The 20,213-nt window shown below is 61.3% G+C and carries 16 protein-coding genes; 8 read left to right on the top strand and 8 right to left on the bottom strand.

All coding sequences use genetic code 11. The features are described 5' to 3' along the window. The first annotated feature begins 3 nt into the window (after positions 1-3). Entirely contained in the window at positions 4-2,175 is a 2,172-nt protein-coding gene (locus tag ACYU7Z_RS13175) for a S46 family peptidase (RefSeq protein WP_460571181.1), read from the top strand. A 222-nt stretch (positions 2,176-2,397) separates the two neighbouring features. Next, positions 2,398-3,384, top strand: a complete 987-nt coding sequence (locus ACYU7Z_RS13170) for a 2-hydroxyacid dehydrogenase (RefSeq protein ID WP_460571179.1) — start codon at positions 2,398-2,400, stop codon at positions 3,382-3,384. A 15-nt stretch (positions 3,385-3,399) separates the two neighbouring features. Here ACYU7Z_RS13170 and ACYU7Z_RS13165 read toward each other — a convergent pair whose 3' ends face one another. The 6 genes from ACYU7Z_RS13165 to ACYU7Z_RS13140 form a co-directional block, all read right to left on the bottom strand. After that, positions 3,400-4,221: a DUF1206 domain-containing protein gene (locus ACYU7Z_RS13165; protein ID WP_460571177.1), complete on the bottom strand. Its 822-nt coding sequence runs from the start codon at positions 4,219-4,221 to the stop codon at positions 3,400-3,402. 70 nt (positions 4,222-4,291) lie between these two features. After that, positions 4,292-5,026, bottom strand: coding sequence for a DUF998 domain-containing protein (locus ACYU7Z_RS13160; RefSeq protein ID WP_460571175.1), 735 nt, complete (start codon positions 5,024-5,026; stop codon positions 4,292-4,294). Between the two features lie 104 nt (positions 5,027-5,130). After that, positions 5,131-5,919 (bottom strand): COG4705 family protein, encoded by a 789-nt coding sequence (locus ACYU7Z_RS13155; RefSeq protein WP_460571173.1) that lies wholly within the window; start codon positions 5,917-5,919, stop codon positions 5,131-5,133. Between the two features lie 158 nt (positions 5,920-6,077). Continuing rightward, positions 6,078-6,746, bottom strand: coding sequence for an ABC transporter ATP-binding protein (locus tag ACYU7Z_RS13150; RefSeq protein WP_460571171.1), 669 nt, complete (start codon positions 6,744-6,746; stop codon positions 6,078-6,080). A gap of 2 nt (positions 6,747-6,748) precedes the next feature. Next, positions 6,749-8,005, bottom strand: coding sequence for an ABC transporter permease (locus ACYU7Z_RS13145; RefSeq protein WP_460571169.1), 1,257 nt, complete (start codon positions 8,003-8,005; stop codon positions 6,749-6,751). After that, complete coding sequence (locus ACYU7Z_RS13140; protein ID WP_460571167.1) at positions 8,005-9,087, bottom strand: efflux RND transporter periplasmic adaptor subunit; 1,083 nt, start codon at positions 9,085-9,087, stop codon at positions 8,005-8,007. The genes ACYU7Z_RS13145 and ACYU7Z_RS13140 overlap by 1 nt, the downstream gene beginning before the upstream one ends. A gap of 253 nt (positions 9,088-9,340) precedes the next feature. Here ACYU7Z_RS13140 and ACYU7Z_RS13135 point away from each other — a divergent pair, with 253 nt between their 5' ends. From ACYU7Z_RS13135 to ACYU7Z_RS13115, 5 genes are all read left to right on the top strand, one after another. Further along, positions 9,341-10,603: an MFS transporter gene (locus ACYU7Z_RS13135; RefSeq protein ID WP_460571165.1), complete on the top strand. Its 1,263-nt coding sequence runs from the start codon at positions 9,341-9,343 to the stop codon at positions 10,601-10,603. 151 nt (positions 10,604-10,754) lie between these two features. Beyond that, complete coding sequence (locus ACYU7Z_RS13130; RefSeq protein WP_460571163.1) at positions 10,755-11,822, top strand: pepsin/retropepsin-like aspartic protease family protein; 1,068 nt, start codon at positions 10,755-10,757, stop codon at positions 11,820-11,822. Next, the gene (locus ACYU7Z_RS13125; protein WP_460571161.1) at positions 11,813-13,255 is read left to right on the top strand and encodes a glycogen-binding domain-containing protein; all 1,443 of its coding nucleotides are present in this window, start codon (positions 11,813-11,815) and stop codon (positions 13,253-13,255) included. The genes ACYU7Z_RS13130 and ACYU7Z_RS13125 overlap by 10 nt, the downstream gene beginning before the upstream one ends. Positions 13,256-13,312: 57 nt before the next feature. Then, entirely contained in the window at positions 13,313-15,991 is a 2,679-nt protein-coding gene (locus ACYU7Z_RS13120; protein ID WP_460571159.1) for a hypothetical protein, read from the top strand. 206 nt (positions 15,992-16,197) lie between these two features. Then, entirely contained in the window at positions 16,198-16,527 is a 330-nt protein-coding gene (locus ACYU7Z_RS13115) for a GIY-YIG nuclease family protein (protein WP_460571157.1), read from the top strand. A 105-nt stretch (positions 16,528-16,632) separates the two neighbouring features. Here ACYU7Z_RS13115 and ACYU7Z_RS13110 read toward each other — a convergent pair whose 3' ends face one another. Beyond that, the gene (locus ACYU7Z_RS13110; RefSeq protein ID WP_460571155.1) at positions 16,633-17,598 is read right to left on the bottom strand and encodes a hypothetical protein; all 966 of its coding nucleotides are present in this window, start codon (positions 17,596-17,598) and stop codon (positions 16,633-16,635) included. Positions 17,599-18,116: 518 nt separating this feature from the next. On the opposite strand from ACYU7Z_RS13110, the gene ACYU7Z_RS13105 reads away from it, so the two are divergent. Beyond that, positions 18,117-18,509, top strand: coding sequence for a response regulator (locus ACYU7Z_RS13105; protein ID WP_460571153.1), 393 nt, complete (start codon positions 18,117-18,119; stop codon positions 18,507-18,509). Positions 18,510-18,617: 108 nt separating this feature from the next. Here the strand turns inward: ACYU7Z_RS13105 and ACYU7Z_RS13100 are convergent, their stop codons facing one another. Beyond that, positions 18,618-20,207, bottom strand: a complete 1,590-nt coding sequence (locus ACYU7Z_RS13100) for a sensor histidine kinase (protein WP_460571151.1) — start codon at positions 20,205-20,207, stop codon at positions 18,618-18,620. Positions 20,208-20,213: the final 6 nt, after the last annotated feature.

Here is a 20,213-nt window from a genome sequence, read left to right as displayed (position 1 = left end):
AACATGAAACGACTTCTCTCTCTTGCCTTGCTTGCCCTCCTGCTCTGCGTGCGCAGCGTTGCCTTTGCCGACGAAGGCATGTGGCTGCCGCAGCTGCTGCAGACCCTCAACGAAAAAGACATGAAGAAGCTTGGCATGAAGATCAGTGCCAGCGACATCTACAACATCAACAAGGGCTCGCTCAAGGATGCCATCGTTTCGCTTGGTGGCTTCTGCACGGCCGAAGTGATCTCGACTCAGGGCCTCCTGCTCACGAACCACCACTGCGGCTTCGACGCGATCCAGAACCACAGCACCCTCGACCATAACTACATCCGCGACGGCTTCTGGTCGAAGAACAACGGCGAGGAGCTGCCCAACCCGGGCCTCACCGCCACCTTCATCGTACGCATCGACGACGTGACCGCGCAGGTAACGGCGGGCCTCAACCCGTCGCTTGCCGAGAAAGACCGCCAGTCGGCCATCGACAAGAAGCTCGCCGACCTCCGCCAGAGCCTCGCGCACGAAGCCTGGCAGACCGTGCTGATCCGTCCCTTCTTTGAAGGCAACAAGTACTTCGCCTTTATCATGGAAACGTACAAGGACGTTCGCCTTGTGGGCGCGCCGCCGTCTTCGATCGGCAACTTCGGAAAGGACACCGACAACTGGATGTGGCCCCGCCATACGGGCGACTTCTCGCTGTTCCGTATTTATACGGGTCCCGACGGGCGGCCCGCCGAGTACAACCCGGCCAACAAGCCACTCGTGCCGAAACGCTCGCTCAGCATCTCGCTCGACGGTGTTGCCGAAAACGACTTCACCATGGTGTTCGGCTTCCCCGGCCGCACCAGCGAGTACCTCAGCTCCGCAGCCGTAGCCCAGATCATGAACGTGTCGGACCCCGCCAAGATCGGCATCCGCGAAAAGGCGCTCGCCGTGCTCAATGGCTACATGCGTGCCGACGAAGGCATCAAGATCCAGTATGCCGCCAAGTACGCCGGTATCGAGAATGCCTACAAAAAGTGGAAGGGTGAAGTGCTCGGTCTGCAAACGAAGAATATCCTCGCGAAGAAGCTGGCCTACGAAGCCGAGTTTCAGAAGCGCGTCGACGCGAACCCGCAGTGGAAGGCCGCTTACGGCGATGTGCTGCCGCAGCTCAATGCCGCCTATACGCAGCTGGAGCCTTTTGCCTACACCCGCGACTACTACAACGAGGTTGTGCCCCGCATCGACCTGCTCGGTAACGCGACCATCCTCAGCAGGCTGATCAACGCCTATGAGCGCAACGGCGCCAGCGGCTACACTGCCGCCCTCGAAACGGTCCGCAACGACCTCCGCGAGGCCTACCGCGAGTTCAACCCCGGTGTCGACAAGAGCATGGCCGAGGCGCTGCTGGGACTATACCTCGCCAACCAGAAGCCCGACTTCACGGCGCCGTCGCTCAGTGCCGCCCGCGCCGACCTGCCGGCTTATGTGGCGCGCCTTTACGGCCAGTCGATCCTCGACGATTCGACCGCTACGTTCAAGGTGCTGACGGCTACGCCGGAAGCTGCCGCACTGGCCCTGAAGGCCGACCCCGCGGTACAGCTGCTCTCGGAGATGCAGCACACCTATCAGGACCGCGCCGGCAAGAACGTCAGCGACATCATGGCCCGCATCAACAGCCTTCAGCGCACCTATATGAAAGCGCAGATGGATGTGTTTCCGGAGCGCCGCTTCTACCCCGATGCCAACAGCACGCTGCGCGTAACTTATGGCAAGGCCAAGCCCTATGCCCCGCGCGACGCGGTGAGCTACAGCATGTACACCTACCTCGATGGCGTGATGCAGAAATACGTTCCCGGCGACTATGAATTCGACGTGCCGGAGAAACTACGCACGCTCTATGCCCGCAAAGACTTTGGTCAATACGGCGCCAATGGGCGTCAGCCGGTATGCTTTATCGGCACCAACCATACAACGGGTGGCAACTCGGGCTCGCCCGCGCTCGATGCCTACGGCAACCTCGTGGGCCTCAACTTCGACCGGGTGTGGGAAGGCACGATGAGCGACATTTCGTACGACCCCGATATCTGCCGCAACATCATGGTGGATATCCGCTACGTGTGCTTTATCATCGACAAATACGCCGGCGCGCAGAACATCATCTCGGAGCTGAAGTTTGTGCATCCGAAGAAAGCGGCAGTGAAGAAGTAGCACACGGAATACACGGAAATCACGGAAATAAGACAGAGGGCCCGCCAGCGGGCCCTCTGTCATTGCGAGCCGGGCGCCAGGCAAATCCGCCATTGAAAAGTGTGCGCACCTGGTAACAACGACCATTTCTCAGTACGACGGGTTTGCTTCGCTGCGCTCGCAATGACGCCCTCAGAAGCCACGGCTGTTGCCGGCCATCCGGCCCATGCTTACATTCATTCCATGAACATCGCGGTCTTCAGCACGCATGCCTTCGAGAGGCCCAGCCTCAGTGCCGCGCTCGGCGAAGCGCATACGCTGCACCTGCTCAGCCCCTGCCTTTCGGCCGACACGGCGCCCCTGGCCGCGGGCAGCGAAGCGGTGTGCGTGTTCGTCAACGACGATGCTTCCGCGCCGGTACTCGAAAAGCTCGCGGCAGCAGGCGTGCGCTTCCTGCTGCTGCGCTCGGCGGGTTTCAACAACGTGGACCTTGCTGCGGCGAAGCGGCTCGGGATCCGCGTGGCGCGGGTGCCTGCCTATTCGCCCTACGCGGTTGCCGAGCACAGCGTAGCGCTCATGCTGGCGCTCAACCGCAAGCTCGTGAAAGCCCACAACCGCGTGCGCGAAGGCAACTTTTCGCTCGACGGGCTTATCGGTTTCGATATGCATGGCAAGACGGCCGGCATCGTCGGCACCGGGAAGATCGGGAAGCTCGTGGCCCGGATCCTTACGGGCTTCGGCTGCCATGTCCTGGCTTCCGACCCATTCCCCGACCCGGAATGGGCCCGCAGCACCGACGTTCGCTATGTATCGCAGGAAGAGCTATTTGCCGCATCGGATATCATCACGCTGCATGCCCCGCTGACGCCGCAGACGCAGTACCTGATCCGCGCCGAAACGATCGCGCTGATGAAGAGCGGCGTCATGATCGTCAACACGGGCCGCGGGGCGCTGATCCATGCCCGCGATGCGATCGCCGCGCTCAAGAAGGGCCGCATCGGCTACCTCGGCCTCGATGTATACGAGGAGGAACGCGGCCTTTTCTTCGAAGACCATTCGGAAGAGATCCTGCAGGACGACGTCATCGCGCGGCTCATGACCTTTCCCAATGTACTCATCACGAGCCACCAGGCCTTCCTGACCGATACGGCGCTGCAGAATATCGCGGCAACAACGCGCGCCAACCTCGACGCCTTCGCCAGCGGCGGCGCCTGCGCCAATGAGCTGTAGCTGTTGTCTCGCGCATCAGGAGTTCCGCCCGCCGCGCTTGCCCGCAGCCACATCGTAATGCAGGCCCAGCACGAAAAGATAGAGCCCGTAGCAGATCGTTCCCGCAGCAACCAGGAGGAAAGCTGCCCCGCCGATATTGTCGCCGATAAAGTCGAAAGCCTTGTCGGTATTGACGATCGACCGGCTGTTGTGCGTCAGCACCGCTTCGAGGTAGAAGAATCCGGTAACGCCCACGATAATGCCGCGCGACAGGTAGCCGAGGTAGGCGAGGACGTGGAGCACCTGTTGTTGCGCTTTGCTGAAGCGGCGCGCGTCGATGGATTCCGTAAAGCGTTTTGATAGCCCGTAAAACACGAGCACGATCGCCGTGAGCAACAACACAACCGCGGCGGCGCCGAGTGCAAAGCGTCCCCAGCCCGTTTCGAGCATCCCGGCAGCCAGCTTACGCTGCAGCGTCGGCTCGCCGCTCAGCGGCGCCTTCGCCGTGCTGTACAGGGCCTGTAATGCCGAGAGCGCGATAAAGGCATCGGCAACCGAGCTGAAGGCAGCTCCTGCTCGCAGCAGGATCGCTTTCGCGGAGCGGCCGAGCCGGTGCGGATCGGCAAAGGCTTCATACAGGCGCCATACAATGAAGCAAAGGGCGCCGACGATCACGATCCAGTTGATGATGCGTCCGAACAGGAATCCGTTGAGCAACACAAAGAAGCTGCTCTCATCGGCACCGCCGTTCTTGAGCTTCAGGAACGAAAGGATGGCGATGACCCCGATGCTTCCGTAAATAATGCCGGTAGAAAAGCAGCCGACCAGCGTCAGGCCTTTCAGGATTTTGCGCTTCATAGTTTGTTGCTGCTCTTGCTGCCGAAGGTAAGGCCGCTGGCCTGCGGATGCCGATTTCAGGAAGGCAGCATCAGGGCGCCGGCGCTTCGGGAGTGACGTTCCGGCCGGCAGAAGGTTGCCCGCCGCGGCGCATCAGCAGCAGCGAAGCCAGTACGATCACCCAAAGCAGGAAGACGCTGATGTTGATCCGCTCCCATACACCGATGTAGGGCGTCGGCGAATTTGCCGCAATGCCCGGGGCCGCCCGGAAGGTGAGCGCGCCGAAGAACAGGAGCACGAAGAACGTGGCGATGGAATAGATGCGAAACCCTTTGCCGAATGCCGTTGCCGCGACCCAGAGTGCGGCGAGGTAGATTAGCTCGGTGGCGACGCCCAGGCTGATGTGCAGCGTGTCGGAAAAGGTGGCGCCGCCCGCGGCCAGCGCGGCGCGTTGGTGCATCGGGGCGAAAGGCCACAGGAAGCCGAGGAAGGCGTAGGCCAACAGCAGCCCGCCCACGATGCGCAGGCGGCGGTTGCCCCAGGCCGCATCCCAGACGCCCCAGGCAAAGGCAAGCGCCAGGAAGGTATACGGCGTGGCGAGAAGCAGCCACAGGTTCCGCGTGGGTGCCCCGACAGCCGACAGCTCGCTCACGGTTTGATCCGTTGCGTTGTATTCGGGCCACTGCGGTGGAACGATGAGATTGATCGCCACGTAGAGCAGCGAGGACAGGATGCCACAGAAAAGGGCGACGTTGCGGAGCCGCTGCCGGCCGGCGCGTAGCGCCGTTGTTGTCAGAAGCGGTTGTTGCACGGTACTGCTTGCCATAGCTCAGGGTTTTGATTTCCTCAGGGAACGGCAAGCTCCATCCAAAGCGGGCGCAGGGGAATGATGGCCGTAGGCCTCACGCTTGACACTCGTCAGGCGCAGCTTCACGCAGTCCGCGCCGAGACCGGCAGGGGCGAGCTTCGTTCCTTTCGGTGCGCGAGCACGATCAGCAGCCCCATGATGGCCACCGACACCAGCGATGCGGGAAGTGTGCCGAGGTCGAGCCCGCCCTTCGCCAGGGGCTTGGTGAGAAAGTCGCCGAAGGTGGCGCCGAAGGGCCGGGTGAACACGAAGGCGATCCAGAAGAGCAGCACCGGGTGCAGCTTTGTAAAGTAATGCAGGAGCACCACGACGAGGATCACGGCGCCGGTGACAAGCGCGCCCGCGCCGTAGCTGAGCCCGAGCTCATCGCCAAGAAAGTCGCCGAAGGCCGTACCGAGGCTGTTGGAAAAGAGCACCGCCACCCAGTAATAGAGCTCCTTGCCGCGGCTGCTGATGGGGTAAACGCGGAGGTTGCCGTAGCGGCGGTACCACAGCAGCAGGGTAAGACTCAGGCAGGACGCGAGCAGGAGGCTGCCCCAGGTATAACCGAGATGCCAGGTGCGGTCGAGGAAATCCGAGATCTCGGTACCCAGGGTGGTCGTGCCAACGATCACAAGCCAGTACACGAGCGGGAGGTAGCGCGATAGCCGCAGCTGCACGAGCAGTACGACCAGGAAGAAGGCGAGCGTGATGCCGATCCCCACGGTATAGCCGAGGTTAAGCGTCATCGACAAAAAGTCGCCCAGTGTTTCACCAAGCGTCGTGGCAACGATCTTCATCAGCCAGAACAATAGCGTGATCCGCGCCACCTTATTGGCAACGTGCTCCGCTGTCCTTTCATTTTCCAACATCTCTTCTTTTTCCGGGAATGATAGCAAAGGCCGCACCACAGCCCGGCTACCCTTCCCCAAAACCTTCCAAAACCTCTCAAAACCTTCCAAAACCTTTTCAAAACCTCGCACCTCTACCCTCTGAACCTCCTGAACCTCCTAAACCTCGCGAACCTTTTCTAAACCCTGACCTGCCCGTCCTCCATCCGTATCGTCCTTGTCGTGCGTTCCGCAAACGACGGATCGTGGGTGACCACGAGCAGCGTTTGCCCCTGCTCCTTCGACAGGCGCCGGAAGATGTCGAACACGATGTCGGAATTTTTCTTGTCGAGGTTACCGGTCGGCTCATCGCCCATGACGATATGCGGGTCGTTGATGAGGGCGCGGGCGATGGCTACGCGCTGCTTCTCGCCGCCCGATATCTGGTGCGCGCCCTTCTGCGCGAGGTGTTCGATGTCGAGCCAGCGGAGCCGCTCGAGTGCCCGCTGCTCCACTTCGGCGGCACTGAATTTCTTGAGGCGCAGTCCCGGGATCATCACGTTCTTGAGCACGCTGAACTCGTTGAGGAGGTAGTGAAACTGGAACACGAACCCGATCTTTTCGTTGCGCACGCGGGCAAGGCGCGCCGGGGTTCCCTTCGTCATCGGCTCGCCGTCGAGGAGGAGCTCGCCCTCGTAGTCGGTATCCATCGTGCTGAGGATATACAGCAGCGTGCTCTTGCCGCAGCCGCTTTTACCGGTTATCGAAACGAACTCGCCCCTGTCGATGGTCAGGCTGACATCGCACAGCACCTGCGTTGTAACAGGATCGTGAAAGAATTTGTTGATATGACGTGCTTCGAGGATCATAGCTATTTGCCCCTGATGATCACTACGGGGTCGACGTTGCTCGCCTTGCGCGCCGGGAAGAAGCCGGCGAGGTAGGTGGTGAGCAGCGAGAAGCCGCAGGCGATGAAATAAAAAAGCGGGTTGTAGTTAATGGGATAGGTATGCACCGTGGGAAGGGCTGCCGTGTTGAAGGGAATGCTGTCGATGATCGCAGACAGTATGAACCCGAAGAGCAGCCCGGCGAGGCCGCCGAAGAAGCCGATGCTCAGCGCGATGTACAGGAAGATCCGGCGCACGTCGGCACCGGTAAAGCCCGTTGCCTTGAGGATGGCGATCGCGTCCATCTTCTCGTAGATCATCATGTTGAGGATGTTGTAAATACCGAAGCCGGCCACCGTGAGCAGCACGATTCCGACAACATACGAGATCAGGTTGCGGATGTTGCTGCCGGTCTCGAATTGCGCATTGGCCGTCTGGATGTCTTCGGCGTCGGTTTCGAAGCGCGCGGCAAATTCGCGGGCCACGGCCGGCGCCTGCGCGATGTCGAGCAGCTTGACATTGATATCGGTGATGTAGCTCGCGGGCTTGCCCAGCAGCTTTTGCGTGGTGGCGAGGTCGGCATAGCTCTGCACCTTGTCCCAGTCGTTGACGCCGCTCTGGAAAAGCCCGACCACCTTGAGCAGGAATCGGTCGCCGCCCGGGGTTGTAACGGGCACCGCGTCGCCAACGTGTACCTGCAGCTTGTCGGCCAGCGCTTTGCCGAGGATGATGCTGTTGGCAACGGTGCGGAGGTCCTCGGGCTTCCCTTCCACGATGTATTCGTTGAAATGAAAGAGGCGCACTTCTTCTTCCACCTGGATGCCATAGACCACGGCGCTGATATCGATGGCGCCGTTGTTGAAAAAGATCGGCTCGTTGATGCGCGGGGCCGCGCCGAGCACACGGCTGTCGGCTTTAACGGCCCGCAGCACGGCGCCGCTGTTGTACAGCTCCTGGCGCGCATTGCCTGCCTTTATCGAGGAAAGAAAATGATAGTACCCTTTGTATTGCGGCGCGCGGTCGAGGGGCTGCAGCCCGGAGGGCCGCACTTCCTTGTAGAGGCGCACATGGGGTGTGCGGTTCACCACCAGCGAGTCCAGTAGCTTGTTGAGACCAGTCATGAACGAAAGCAGCGTGATGAACATAGCCACGCCGAACGTAACGCCCACGGCCGCAACGATCGTTTGCCGGAGACGGGCGCGAAGCAGGGAGGCCGCGATATCGGGAATGAGCGGCAGCATCAGGGTACCGGTTTGATGATGGCTTCGTCGCGACGCAGGCCGCTTGTGATCTCGACCCGCTGGTAGTCGCGGAGGCCGGTGATCACCGCCCTCTTTTTCTTGCCGGCGAGCAGCACGTGGTTGTCGTCGACGAGGTAGCTGCGCGGGATGGTCAGCGCCTGTGCCTTTGTTTGGAGCACGATGTTGGCTTCCACCGACAGGTTGGGATACAGGCGCTCCGGGCGCTTCGTGAATTGCGCTTCCACGAGGAAGCTCCGCGTGCGCTCGTTCATGAGAGGATCGATCTTGCTGATGCGGGCCTCGAAAACCTGGCCCTTGTAGCTGTCGAGCGTTAGGATGACTGTTTGTCCCAGCCTGACTTTGGCGATATCGTATTCATCCACCTGCAGCTCGAGGAGAAAATCGTTTTCAGCGCCGATGATGGCGATGGGAACCTGCGGACCCACGAGCTCGCCCTGCTTGCGGAGCACGGAATACACGCGGCCGTTGATGCTGCTGCGAACGGTATAGTCGCCCAGCTGCGCGCGGGCCACGGAGGCGCTCTTGCGCGCGACCGCCGCGCCCTGCTCCACCTGCCGCCGCAGGTCGCTGTAGCGAAGCTGCGCGGCGCGCAAGGCATCGCGGCTCGTGCGCAGCGCCAGCGCGCGGGCATCGAGCTCGTTGCGGGTGCCGATGCCGTCTTTCCAGAGGGCCTGCTGGCGTTCGTAAAGCGCGGCATCGTTATCGAGGCGGGCTTTCGCTCCATCAACCGTCGTGCGGAGCTCGGCCAGGCGATCGGCGTTGCGGCTTTCGGAGCTGTAGGCGGCGTTGAGCTCGGCGTTCTCGGCACTGAGGCGCTGCGCTTCCTGCTGCAGGCGCAGCAGCGGCTGGCCCGCGCGGACGGGATCGCCTTCGGTAACGTACAACTGCTGGATGGTACCGCTCACAGTGGCATGCACCTCGTACTGGTCGCGGCTGCGCACGGCACCGGACGCATACACCGACTCGGTGATCGGCCCGGACTGCGGGTAGATCTTTTCCTCGCTTTCGCGGCAGGAAGCGAGCAGCAGCACAGCAGGCAGGAGCCGGCGAATTCGGTTCATGGGCTTGGGGGCAGCCCGTCTTGAGACGGCGCGCTGTAAAAGTAGCACGAACACGGTGCCAGCCATTGAGCACCGTCAGCCAGGAGGCTGATCGTTCCGACGGGTCCGACGCAGAGCAGGGACGCAGCACGTTACGCAAGGGTCATTCATCCGGCCCGATCCGCAACTCGCCGGCCCGGAACCGCAACATACCCCGGAGGCCCTTGCACCGACGGGCAAATACGGGTAGCTTCGTCGGCCAAACCGAACGACCATGACCAAGACCCCGGCCCCCGCTTTCACCCGCTACCAGATCACCGCTATCCTGTTGCTGGCGCTGATCCAGTTTACCATCATCCTCGACTTTATGGTGATGGCGCCGCTCGGCGACTGGATGATGAAGGACCTGCACCTCGGGGCGGCCCAGTTCGGCGCGGCCGTATCGGCGTATGCCTTCAGCGCGGGCATTTCGGGACTGCTGGCGGCGGGCTTTGCCGACAAGTACGACCGCAAGAAGCTGCTGCTTTTCTTTTACCTCGGCTTCACGCTCGGCACGGCGCTCTGCGCTGCCGCCACCTCGTACCACTTGCTCCTGTTCGCCCGTATTATTACGGGACTCTTCGGCGGCGTGCTGGGCTCGGTTGCCATGGCCATCATCGCCGATCTCTTCTCCTTCCAGCAGCGCGGGCGGGTAATGGGCTTTGTGCAGATGTCGTTTGCGGTAAGCCAGGTGGCGGGCATCCCGATCGGGCTTTTCCTGGCGAACCATTTCAACTGGCATGCTCCCTTCGTGATGATCGTGGGGCTCTGCATCGCAACCACCGCTGCGTGCGCGCTCGCGCTTCGTCCCGTGAATGCGCACCTCGGTGAGCGCACCGACCGTAATCCGCTGCATCACCTGGTGCACACCTTCTCGCACCGGCCTTACTGGCTGCCGTATGCCACCACGGCGGCGCTGACGATCGGTGGCTTCCTGCTGATGCCCTTCTCCACGCCCTTCCTGATCAACAACGTCAAGGTGGCCCAAGCCGACCTGCCCTTTGTATATGTGTGCATGGGCATCTCCTCGCTCATCCTGCTGCCGCTCATCGGGCGCATCGCCGACAAGGCGGGCAAGTTCCCGACGTTCTTTGCCGGCTCGGTGCTCAGCGCGGTGATGGTGGCCATTTACGTCAACCTGCCCCCGGTGTCGCTGTGGGTAGTGATCGGGGTAAGTGCGGTCATGTTCGCGGGGATCATGTCGCGGATGGTGCCGTCGCAGGCCCTCATGAGCGCCATACCGAAGGCCCAGGACCGTGGCGCCTTTATGAGCGTGATGTCGTCGCTGCAGCAGGTGGCGGGCGGTGTGGCCTCGCTCATCGCCGGCGCGGTCATCATACAGCGTCCCGACCGCAGCCTCGTGCACTTCAACACGCTGGGCTATGTGGGCATCGTGGTTATGTTCCTGTGTATTGCCGGTATGTACCGCATCAGCAGGCGGGTGGCGGTGAAGGTGGAAGCGCCCGCCGCGGCACCGGAAGTGCCCGAGCTCGCCTGAGTCCAGGAAAGCACATGAGTGACCGGAGCAACAGAACCGTTGCGCGCTTCATCATGTATTTCGCGCAATTCATCACAACTTCTTTCTTAAAAATGGCGAGCGGTAGGGCGGTCGGTAACATGTGCTGTAGTTTAGTCGTCTCACGAAACCAATGACCCGCGCTTCCTCATACGATCAACTGCTGCAACCCGGGCTTTTCCCTGTTCCCGGGAGGCTTGCCGCTTCCCTGCCGAAGCGCAGGGCAGCCGTGGTTGTACTGGCCCTGCTACTCCTGCTGGGTGCAGCAGCCTCCGCCGCACCGGCGCTGCCGCCCCCGGCCGACGGCCGCTGGCTGCGGGGCCTGCACGTGCCCGGGTCGTTTTTTCCCGAGCCCGACTCCGTGGCTACCGTTATTCCCTTCAACCGCGTCGGCAACCTGATCCTGATCCAGGCGCAGGCCGATTCGATCGAGGGCAACTTCATCTTCGACACCGGCGCGCAGCACGTGCTTCTCAACAGCACCTACTTCCGCGATTACCACGCCGTTACCGTCAGCGACGCGGAAAGCGCGGGGATCAACGGCGGCAGCGGCGCCCCCCTGCAGCGGATCACGCTGGGCCGCCTCGGGCTGGGCTCGCTGCGGTACAACCAGCAGGAAGCCGACCTCGGCAACCTCGGACATATCGAGAACAGCAAAGGCGTGCGCATCCTCGGCCTGCTCGGGATGGAGCTTTTCCAGGACTGCGAGATCATGCTCGACTACGACGAGAACCTGTTGTACATCCACCGCCTGCGGAAGCGCGACGCCGCGATGTACACCAACGCGTCGCTCACAACCGGCCCGGCCGACTACACCGAGCTGCCCATCGAACTCAAGGAAAATTATATCCTCGTGCGCACCGAGGTGGCCGGAAAGACCCTTCGCTTCGTGATGGACTCGGGTGCCGAAACCAGCGTACTCGATTCGCGCCTTCCCAACACCGTGCTGGAGGGCGTCCTGGTAACACGCCGCGTGCAGGTCAACGGGGCAGGCCGCAAGAAGGAAGCGATCTACGGAACGCTGCCCGAGCTCACGGTGGGCCCGCACCTGCTGCGCGCCGTGCCGGTGCTCATATCCAACCTCGAACAAAGCTGCTTTTCGCAGTTCGATTGTATTAACGGCATTTTGAGTTTCGACGCCCTGTCGCCGCGGCGTATCGGGTTTAACTTTGTCACACGAAAATTGTATCTATGGCGCTGATGCGAACGACATATGCTCCCGGGTTGCGGCGCCTCCTCACGTTGCTGCTGCTGGCCCTGCTGCCGCTGGGCGGACTGTTCGCGCAGGGCGGCAACGAATGCGCCGTGCGCAATGGCCGCATGTACATCGCGCTGCAGAAAGCGTCGAGCCCCATCGAGCTCGAGGCCTTCCTCCTCCGCTACGATCTTCGCGACATCGGCATCTACAGCCTCCTTCGGCTCAACCGCCCCGACTCCGTGCTCCGCCAGGGCTGGACGGTCGAGAAGAACGACCGCAGCAGCGCCGTGCTGAGCAAGCCCATCGCCATCGCCGACAAGATCTTCGATCCCTCCGAGCGCATCCGCCTCACCAGCGCCGCCGATCGACCCGCGGCACGCCGCTACGGCATCAACCGCTTCCGCAATAAGCATCCCTTCCCCGTTCAGGATTCGATCGTGCTGTTTTATCTCCGCGGCCAGAAGTCCGCCTCCCGCGTGCAGCTTGCCGGATCGTTCAGCAACTGGGAAGGCGGCGCTATCGGCATGCGCCGCACCGACTCGGGCTGGGTGGCCGCCGTGAAGCTTCCGCCGGGCAAATACTGGTACAAGTTCATCGTCGATGGCGACTGGCAGACCGACAACGACAACCTGCAAAACGAAAACGACGGCCGCGGCAACATCAACTCGGTGTTCTTTGTCGTCAACCACGTCTTTTTCCTGAAAGGATCCACCGAAGCGCGCCGCGTGCTGCTTGCCGGCTCGTTCAACGACTGGCGCGAAACCGAGCTGCCGCTCACGCGCGTGTCCGACGGCTGGTTCCTGCCGGTATACCTGTCGGAAGGAACGCACACCTACAAGTTCATCGCCGATGGCCGCTGGCTCAGCGACCCGGGCAACCCCAACACCCTGCCCGACGGCCATGGCGGCAAAAATTCCGTGCTCCGCCTCGGCAGCGGCTTTGCCTTTCGCCTTCCGGGCAACCCGAATGCCCGCCGCGTTACCGTAGCGGGAACGTTCAACGCCTGGAACAAGAGCGAGCTCGAGCTGCAGCGCACAAACGGCGGCTGGGAACTCTCCTATACCCTCGGGCCCGGCAACTACGAATACAAATTCTTTGTCGATGGCCGCGCCGTCACCGATCCCGGCAACCCGCTGTCGACCGAAGGGCCGGGTAAAGGCAACTCGCTGCTGATCGTTTCGCCCAACTATACCTTCCGCCTCAAGGGAAAGGACGCGGCGCACAGCGTGTATCTCTCGGGCGATTTCAACGGCTGGAACGAGCGCAGCCTGCCGATGCGCAAGGAAGGCTCCGACTGGGTGTTCCCGGTGTACCTCTCGCCGGGCAAGCACCGCTACAAGTTCATCGTCGACGGGCAGTGGATCATCGACCCGGCCAACAAGCTGTGGGAGAACAACGAGTTCGGCACGGGCAACTCGGTGCTTTGGGTCGAATAACGAATCCGTAACTTCGGTACTCCACCGACAGCCGACCCTGTCTTACAAAACACCAGCATGATCAAAAAAATTGCGCGCATCGCCGGCGTCACGCTCGGCGTGCTTCTCCTGCTCCTTGCCCTCGCGCCGTTCCTCTTTCGCAAGCAACTGATTGCCGCCGTCAAAACGGGCCTCAATAAGAACCTCGCGGCCCGGGTCGACTTCAAGGACGTATCGCTCTCTTTCTTCCGCCGCTTCCCGAAAGTTTCGGTGTCGGTCGACAGCCTGCGCATCGTGGGTACCGGCGAATTTGAGGGCGATACGTTGCTGCAGGCCGCACGCGTGGAAACCGCGCTGCATTTCTGGAGCGTCGTCAGCGGGAGCAATTACCGCGTTTACTCCGTATCGCTCGACGAGCCAAAGATCAACGCCATCGTGCACGCCAACGGCAAGGCCAACTGGGACATTGCGATGCCCGATACAGCTGCAACCACACCGACCGCTGCAACACCCTTCCGACTCGAGCTGCAGCGCTACGCCATCCACGCTGCCGACATCCGCTACCGCGATGAGAGCGCCGGCATGGAAGCCGTGCTCCGCGGCGTCGACCACGAAGGCAGCGGCGATTTCAGCTCGGAAAAATATACGCTGCAAACCAGGACCGCAGCCGGCTCCGTGTCGTTTCGCTACGGTGCGATCCCCTATCTCTCCGACGTTGCCACCACGCTTGATGCCGACTTCGATATCGATGCGGCGACGAATACCTATCGCTTCAACAACGGCCGCATCCGGCTCAACGCGCTCGAACTGCTGACCAATGGATCCTTCCGCCTCGTCAACGACAGCACCTACGATATGGACCTTTCGCTGAAGGCGCCCTCCACTACGTTCCGCGAGGTGCTGTCGCTGGTGCCTTCGATCTACCAGAAAGATTTCGATAAGATCAAGACCTCGGGCTCGGCCAAGGTAGAAGGCTTTGTAAAGGGCACCTACAGCCCCACGCAGCTGCCGTCGTTTGATGTGAAGCTCGATGTGGCCAACGGCTCCTTCCAGTATCCCGACCTGCCGCAGCCGGTGCGCAACATCAACCTCGCGCTGCAGGTGCAGAACCCTGATGGCGTTCCCGATCATACCACGATCCGCATGCCGTCGGCCCACCTCGAAATGGGCGGCACACCCATCGATGGCCACCTCGTGCTCCAGCAGCCGATGACGGCGCAGAACATCGACGCGGCCATCAAGGGACGTCTCGACCTGGCGCAGCTGGGGCGTATTGTGAAGCTCGATGCGGCAACAAAACTCGCCGGCATCGCCTTCGCCGACGTATCGCTCAAAGGCTCTGTGGTGGCGCTTCAGCAAAAACGCTACGAGGGCTTCAACGCCGGCGGAACGCTGCGTCTCGACGGCTTTCGCTACAGCTCGAAAGAATATCCTGCCGGCGTAGAGCTTCAAAGCCTGCTGGCTTCCTTCAACCCGCAAAACATTACGCTGTCGCAACTCGCCGGCCGCTATGGCAAAACGAATTTCACCGCCAGCGGCACGCTCGATAACGCGCTGGCCTACGTGCTGAAGAACGACCCGCTGAAGGGACGTATGGCCTTTCATGCCGATGCGATCGACCTGAATGAATTCATCCCCGTGTCGGACGATACGGCGCAGGCAGGCACTACGGCCGCCGCGCCCTTCCTGGTCCCGTCCAACCTCGATCTGGCGCTGCTGGCATCTGCCGATGCGGTACACTACGACAAGGTGGATCTTAAAAACCTGAAGGGCACGCTCGAAGTGAACAACCAGACCGTGTTCCTGAAAGATGTGCGCACCGACGCACTCGAAGGAACGATGAAGATCAACGGCACTTATTCGACGCTGCTCGATAAGAAGCACCCCGATATCAGCCTCACCTACGACGTGCAGGGCCTCGACATCCGCAAGACCTTCCTGGCCTTCAACACGGTGCAGAAGCTGATGCCGGTGGCGCAGTACATGGGCGGCCACCTCTCCTCGCAGCTAACGCTGAACGGCAAGCTGGGTGCCGGGATGATGCCCGACTTCAGCTCGCTGACCGGCAAGGGCAACCTGCTGCTGATCGAAGGCCTGCTGGAAAAATTTGCGCCGATCGACAAGCTGGCCAGCACGCTGCAGATCGCGCAACTGCAGCACCTGTCGGTGAAGGATGTCAAGAGTTATTTTGAATTCGCCAACGGCAAGGTGCTCGTGAAGCCCTTTACGATCAAGGCGGGCGACATAGAGATCGAGGCGGGCGGCCTGCATGGCCTCGACCAGTCGCTCGAGTACGTGCTCAACCTAAAAGTGCCGCGCAGCAAGCTCGGCGCCGGGGCCAACAACTTCGTAAACGGGCTGGCGGCGCAGGCCGCGCAGCGCGGCCTGCCGCTGAAGCTTGGTGAAACCGTCAACCTCAAAGTGAATGTGGGCGGCACTATCCGCAGCCCGCAGCTGCGCACGGCCCTGAAGGAATCGGCGGCCTCGCTCACCGACGAACTGAAGCAGCAGGCGACCGACTTTGTAAAGGCAAAGGCCGACAGTGCCCGCGCCACCTTCCGCGACTCGCTCAACGCCGTGAAGAAGCAGCTCGCCGACGAAGCCAAAAAGAAGCTGCTCAACACGATCACCGGCAGCAAGGACACAACAACGAACGGCGCGCCTCCCGACGACATCCGCAAAAAAGCGGAAAACACCGGCCGCTCGATCCTGAAAGGACTTTTCGGGAAGAAGGAGAAGGATACCACCCAGCACTGACACAACCGATCGCTACTGCACAAAAGGCCCGCTCCGCGGGCCTTTTGTCACTCTGAGCGCAGCGAAGAGTCTGTGTCCTGTAGTTTGAGCCACTAACCTTTGTGAAGGAATGCTGCGAATAGCAGCACCACACGCTGAGAAAAACACCTGCGAATTCGCGGCAGGAACCCATGGAAGCTGGCGGGCAGGATTCTACTTTTCCCGGTATGAAACGTTTCCGCTGCTACTATACGTATATCGTTACCAATGCGCTGCGGTCTGTGTTGTATACACGCATCACCAACAATCTGAAAGCACGGCTGCTCGAGCATTACAATGGACGATCCACGTTTTCCGGCACTTATGGGGTTTACTATTTGCTCTATTACGAAGCATCTCCCTATGTGATCAACGCAATCCGTCGCGAGAAAGAAATAAAGGGTTGGACCCGCGCAAAGAAGATGGCCCTGATCAACAAGCAGAACCCCGAACTGGCATTCCTGAATACGCGGTTTTTCCCGGAGTGGCCGCCACCGAAGGGATGGCTGTTGCGGTAGCACGCTTCTGTAAAGATGCGCAGATTCCTGCTGGTTGGTCCTCAGATTCTTCGCTGCGCTCAGAATGACAAAAGGCCCGCTCCGCGGGCCTTTTGTGCAATAACCTTATTGCCCTCCATCCGGAGTGGGCGTCTCGTCTTTTTTCTTCTTCTTAAACAAGCCACGCAGGAAGCCGCGGTGCTTCTCGGTCTTCGGCGCTTCGTCGGAATCACCTACTGTCTTCGAAGCAGCGCTGCTGGTAACAGGCGCCTTATCGTCTTTGCTATTCGCGGCGGGCGGGTTGCCGCTGAGTGAGTTGGATGCATTATTGTTGGCCGGCGTGCTTTGCTCGCGGCGCGGCTCGGTCCTGGCAGGCGCCGCGGTTTCAGCGACCGGCTGTGTGGCCAGTGCCGTGGTTTCAGGGGCGGCTGTCGTTACGGAGCCGGGCAGCGGGCGCGCGGTGCTGCGTCGTGCGGGGCGTGCGACGGCGACAACGGTGCTGTCTTTGCGCTGCGCCGAATCGCTGGCGATACCGGCCGCAGGCGCGGCCTTCGAAGGCAGGGGCGTGCCGGCCACCCGTGGCTGCGGGATGATGGTCAGGGCGTGAGCCGCGTGCTGCGACTCGTTGTCGAGGCGTTGGGTGGCCGAGGAGCTTTCCGGCTGCCGCACCTGGATAAGGTGGGCAAACACGCCACCGCGCCAGCCAACCACCACGAGGGCCGACAGGGTACAGAAAAGCATAAATTCGGGAAGCGCCCCGCGGAGCCGCTCGGGCTTGTGGTGCACCACCTCGAGGTCTTCGGGGTCGACGAGGGGATGCTGCGAGGCGAGGGACATTTCGGGGCGCGGCGTGCCTACGTGCAGCGGCGCCGGTTGCTGGTAAAGTGCCGCCAGCGCGCGGCGGCGGAGGCTCTCGGCGCGCTGCGCCTGCTCGCGGTCGCTCAGGTGGGCGAACACTACCGGCTCAGACGGCGAGAGGGTATATCCTTTCGGCAGCACCGATTGCACTTCGGGCAGCTCGAAGGGCGCAACCCAGTTCTCGCTGCGGCCCTCGACCCAAAGCAGGTCGCCGGGCAGAAGACACTGTTGCAATAATTCATCAAGTAAGTAAGGGCCCGATTCCCGGTTGTTACGCAAGAGATAATATCGTTCGCTCATAAATGGGGCATTTACCGCGAAAAGTCCTACAGTGGCTGGTTTACAGAGTCCGGCAAGGCTTCGCTACCCAGTACAACTACCAAATACATGCCTCAATTTTCCGGGGTATCCGAGCGGCCGCGTGGGCTACCAAAAGGCGTGTTGTTAAATTTTTCAGCCGCACGGCCCGCGACACATCGATGGAAAAAAAGGCGGGCAGCGAACGTAGATTTACGATCGGCGCCGTAAAATTTCCGATCAGAAAAATGGGCGGTTTTGCGCTTGTGGCGGCCTGGCTACCCGTCTATATTTGTAGCAGAAGTTGACTGAGCAATCAGTCTTGCCCAACGTCCTCCGAAAAACCGTCCCGTAAATCCAATCCTACCGAAAAGTCCACTAATCCGTATCAGTCAACTTCTTTTTCTACCAACTCCATCTGCCTAAGGGAAAACCGAACCTGTGAACCTGAATCCATGAACGGACATCCCTTCCGGCTATTCATTATCGACGACGACGTCGACCTGCTCATGCTGCTCGAGCGCCGCCTCAGCGCGGCCGGCTACCTCGTCGAAACCGCCGCCAGCCTCACCGAGGCCGAAGAGCGGCGCCACGAATTTGCACCCCATCTTTACCTTGTCGACATCAACCTCTCCGGCGACGACGGCCGCCAGCTTTGCTGGAAGATTAAAATGGTCGAAGGAGCCCGCGGCGTCAAGGTGCTGCTGCACACCGGCTACGACTGCCATTCGGGCCGCGCCGCGCTGTTCGGCGCCGACGAAGTGCTCGCCAAACCCGTTCCGGTCGAATACCTGCTGATGCGTATCCAGTATCATTTGGGAAAAGCAGCGTCGGAGGCGTTGCGCTGAATCAGTTTGGAGTTTGGAGTTTGGGGTTTGTAGCTCAGTAAGTCGGTTCTTCAAAGGTCGACAAACCTCTTTTCAGGCGTCAGCCAACTTCAAACTACAAACTCCAAACTACAAACTTCCTTTTGCGTCCTGCAACAGCACCGTAAACGTACTCCCCTCTCCCAACCGGCTTTCCGCGCGGATGGCGCCGCCATGGCGCTGTACGATCTTCTGGCAGAGCGCCAGGCCGAGGCCTGTGCCTTCGTAGTTGTCTTTGGAATGCAGGCGCGTGAAGGTTTTGAAGATGCTCGTGGCGTGCCCGGGATCGAAGCCGATACCGTTGTCGCGCACGGTAATCAGCTGGCAGGGCACCGAGGCAGGAAGACCAGCTTCGCGGAGCTCGGCGGCAGTGGCGGCGCGGGCCTTTACCTGCACAAGCGGCGGCAAATCGGGCTGCGAAAATTTGAGGGCGTTGTGAACGAGGTTGAAAAACAGCTGCTGCAGGAGCACCGGGATACCGGCCACCACCGGCAGCGCCGAAAAACCGAGGCGGCCGCCTTTCTTCTGCAGCAGCACCTCCAGGTCGGAGGCTACATGGGCCAGCAGCTCGTTGAGCGACACGGGGATGAGGCGGTACTCCATGCTGTCGATGAGTGAATAGTGGAGCACACCGTCGATCATGTCGGACATACGCTGCGCCGAGGCTTCGATCTTGCCGAGGTATTCGCGCCCGCGCAGGGGCAGCACGTCGCCGTGCTCCGCGGTAAGGCGGTGGCCGAAGGTGCGGATCTTGCGCAGGGGCTCTTTGAGGTCGTGGGAGGCGACATGGGCAAACTGCTGCAGGTCGTCGTTGGAGCGCTGCAGCTCGCTGGCCTGTCGGCGGAGCATTTCGTTGAGGTCGGCAAGCTCGCGTGTGCGGAGCTCCACCTGCTGCTCGAGCTCGCCGGCAATGTCTTTATGCGCCTGGATGTCGGAGGCGGCGCAGATCCAGTTGCGCACGGTGCCGGCGTCGTCGCGTAGCGGGAGCACCTGCACGAGGAACCAGCGGTAGCGGCCGGTATCACGGTGGCGGAGGCGGTATTCCCAATGAGCGGGCGTTCCGCTTTGCAGCGCCAGCTGCCAGATATCCATGATCACGGGCAGGTCGTCGGGATGGATCATCGCAATGCGGCCTTCCCGCTCTACGTTGGCGCCGTCCTGGCCCGTATAGGTCTCCCAGCGGTCGTTGACGTATTCGGTCTTGCCGCCCGCATCCACGATCCAGACGATCTGCGGAATGCTGTTGGTGAGGAGGCGGAAGCGCTCTTCACTGTCGCGAAGGGTATGCTCGGCTTCTTTCTGCCGGTGGATGTTGGTGGAAGTGCCGATCCAGCTGGTAATGACGCCGAGGCCATCGCGCTGCGGTACGGCGCGGGCGAGGTGCCAGGCCCAGGAGCCGTCGCAAAGCTGCATGCGGTGCTGCGCCTCGTAGGGCATACCCGTCACCAGGCAATGCTGCCACTTGAGGGCTGTCTCGGAAAGATCGTCGGGGTGCACGCTGGCGGCCCATTCCCAGGTGCCATCGTCGTTGCGGCGCGCGCCTTTGTATTCTTCCACCCGCACGTTGAAGTAGCGAACCGTGCCGGCTGCATCGGCGATCCACACCAGCTGGGGCATAGCGTCGGCGAGTTGCAGGATAGGGTCAGCGAGGTGCTGGGCGTGAGCGAGGTGGGCGTGCATTTAGTT

This window comes from Flaviaestuariibacter terrae (genome assembly GCF_054777635.1).
This window is presented reverse-complemented; position numbering and strand designations above follow the sequence as displayed.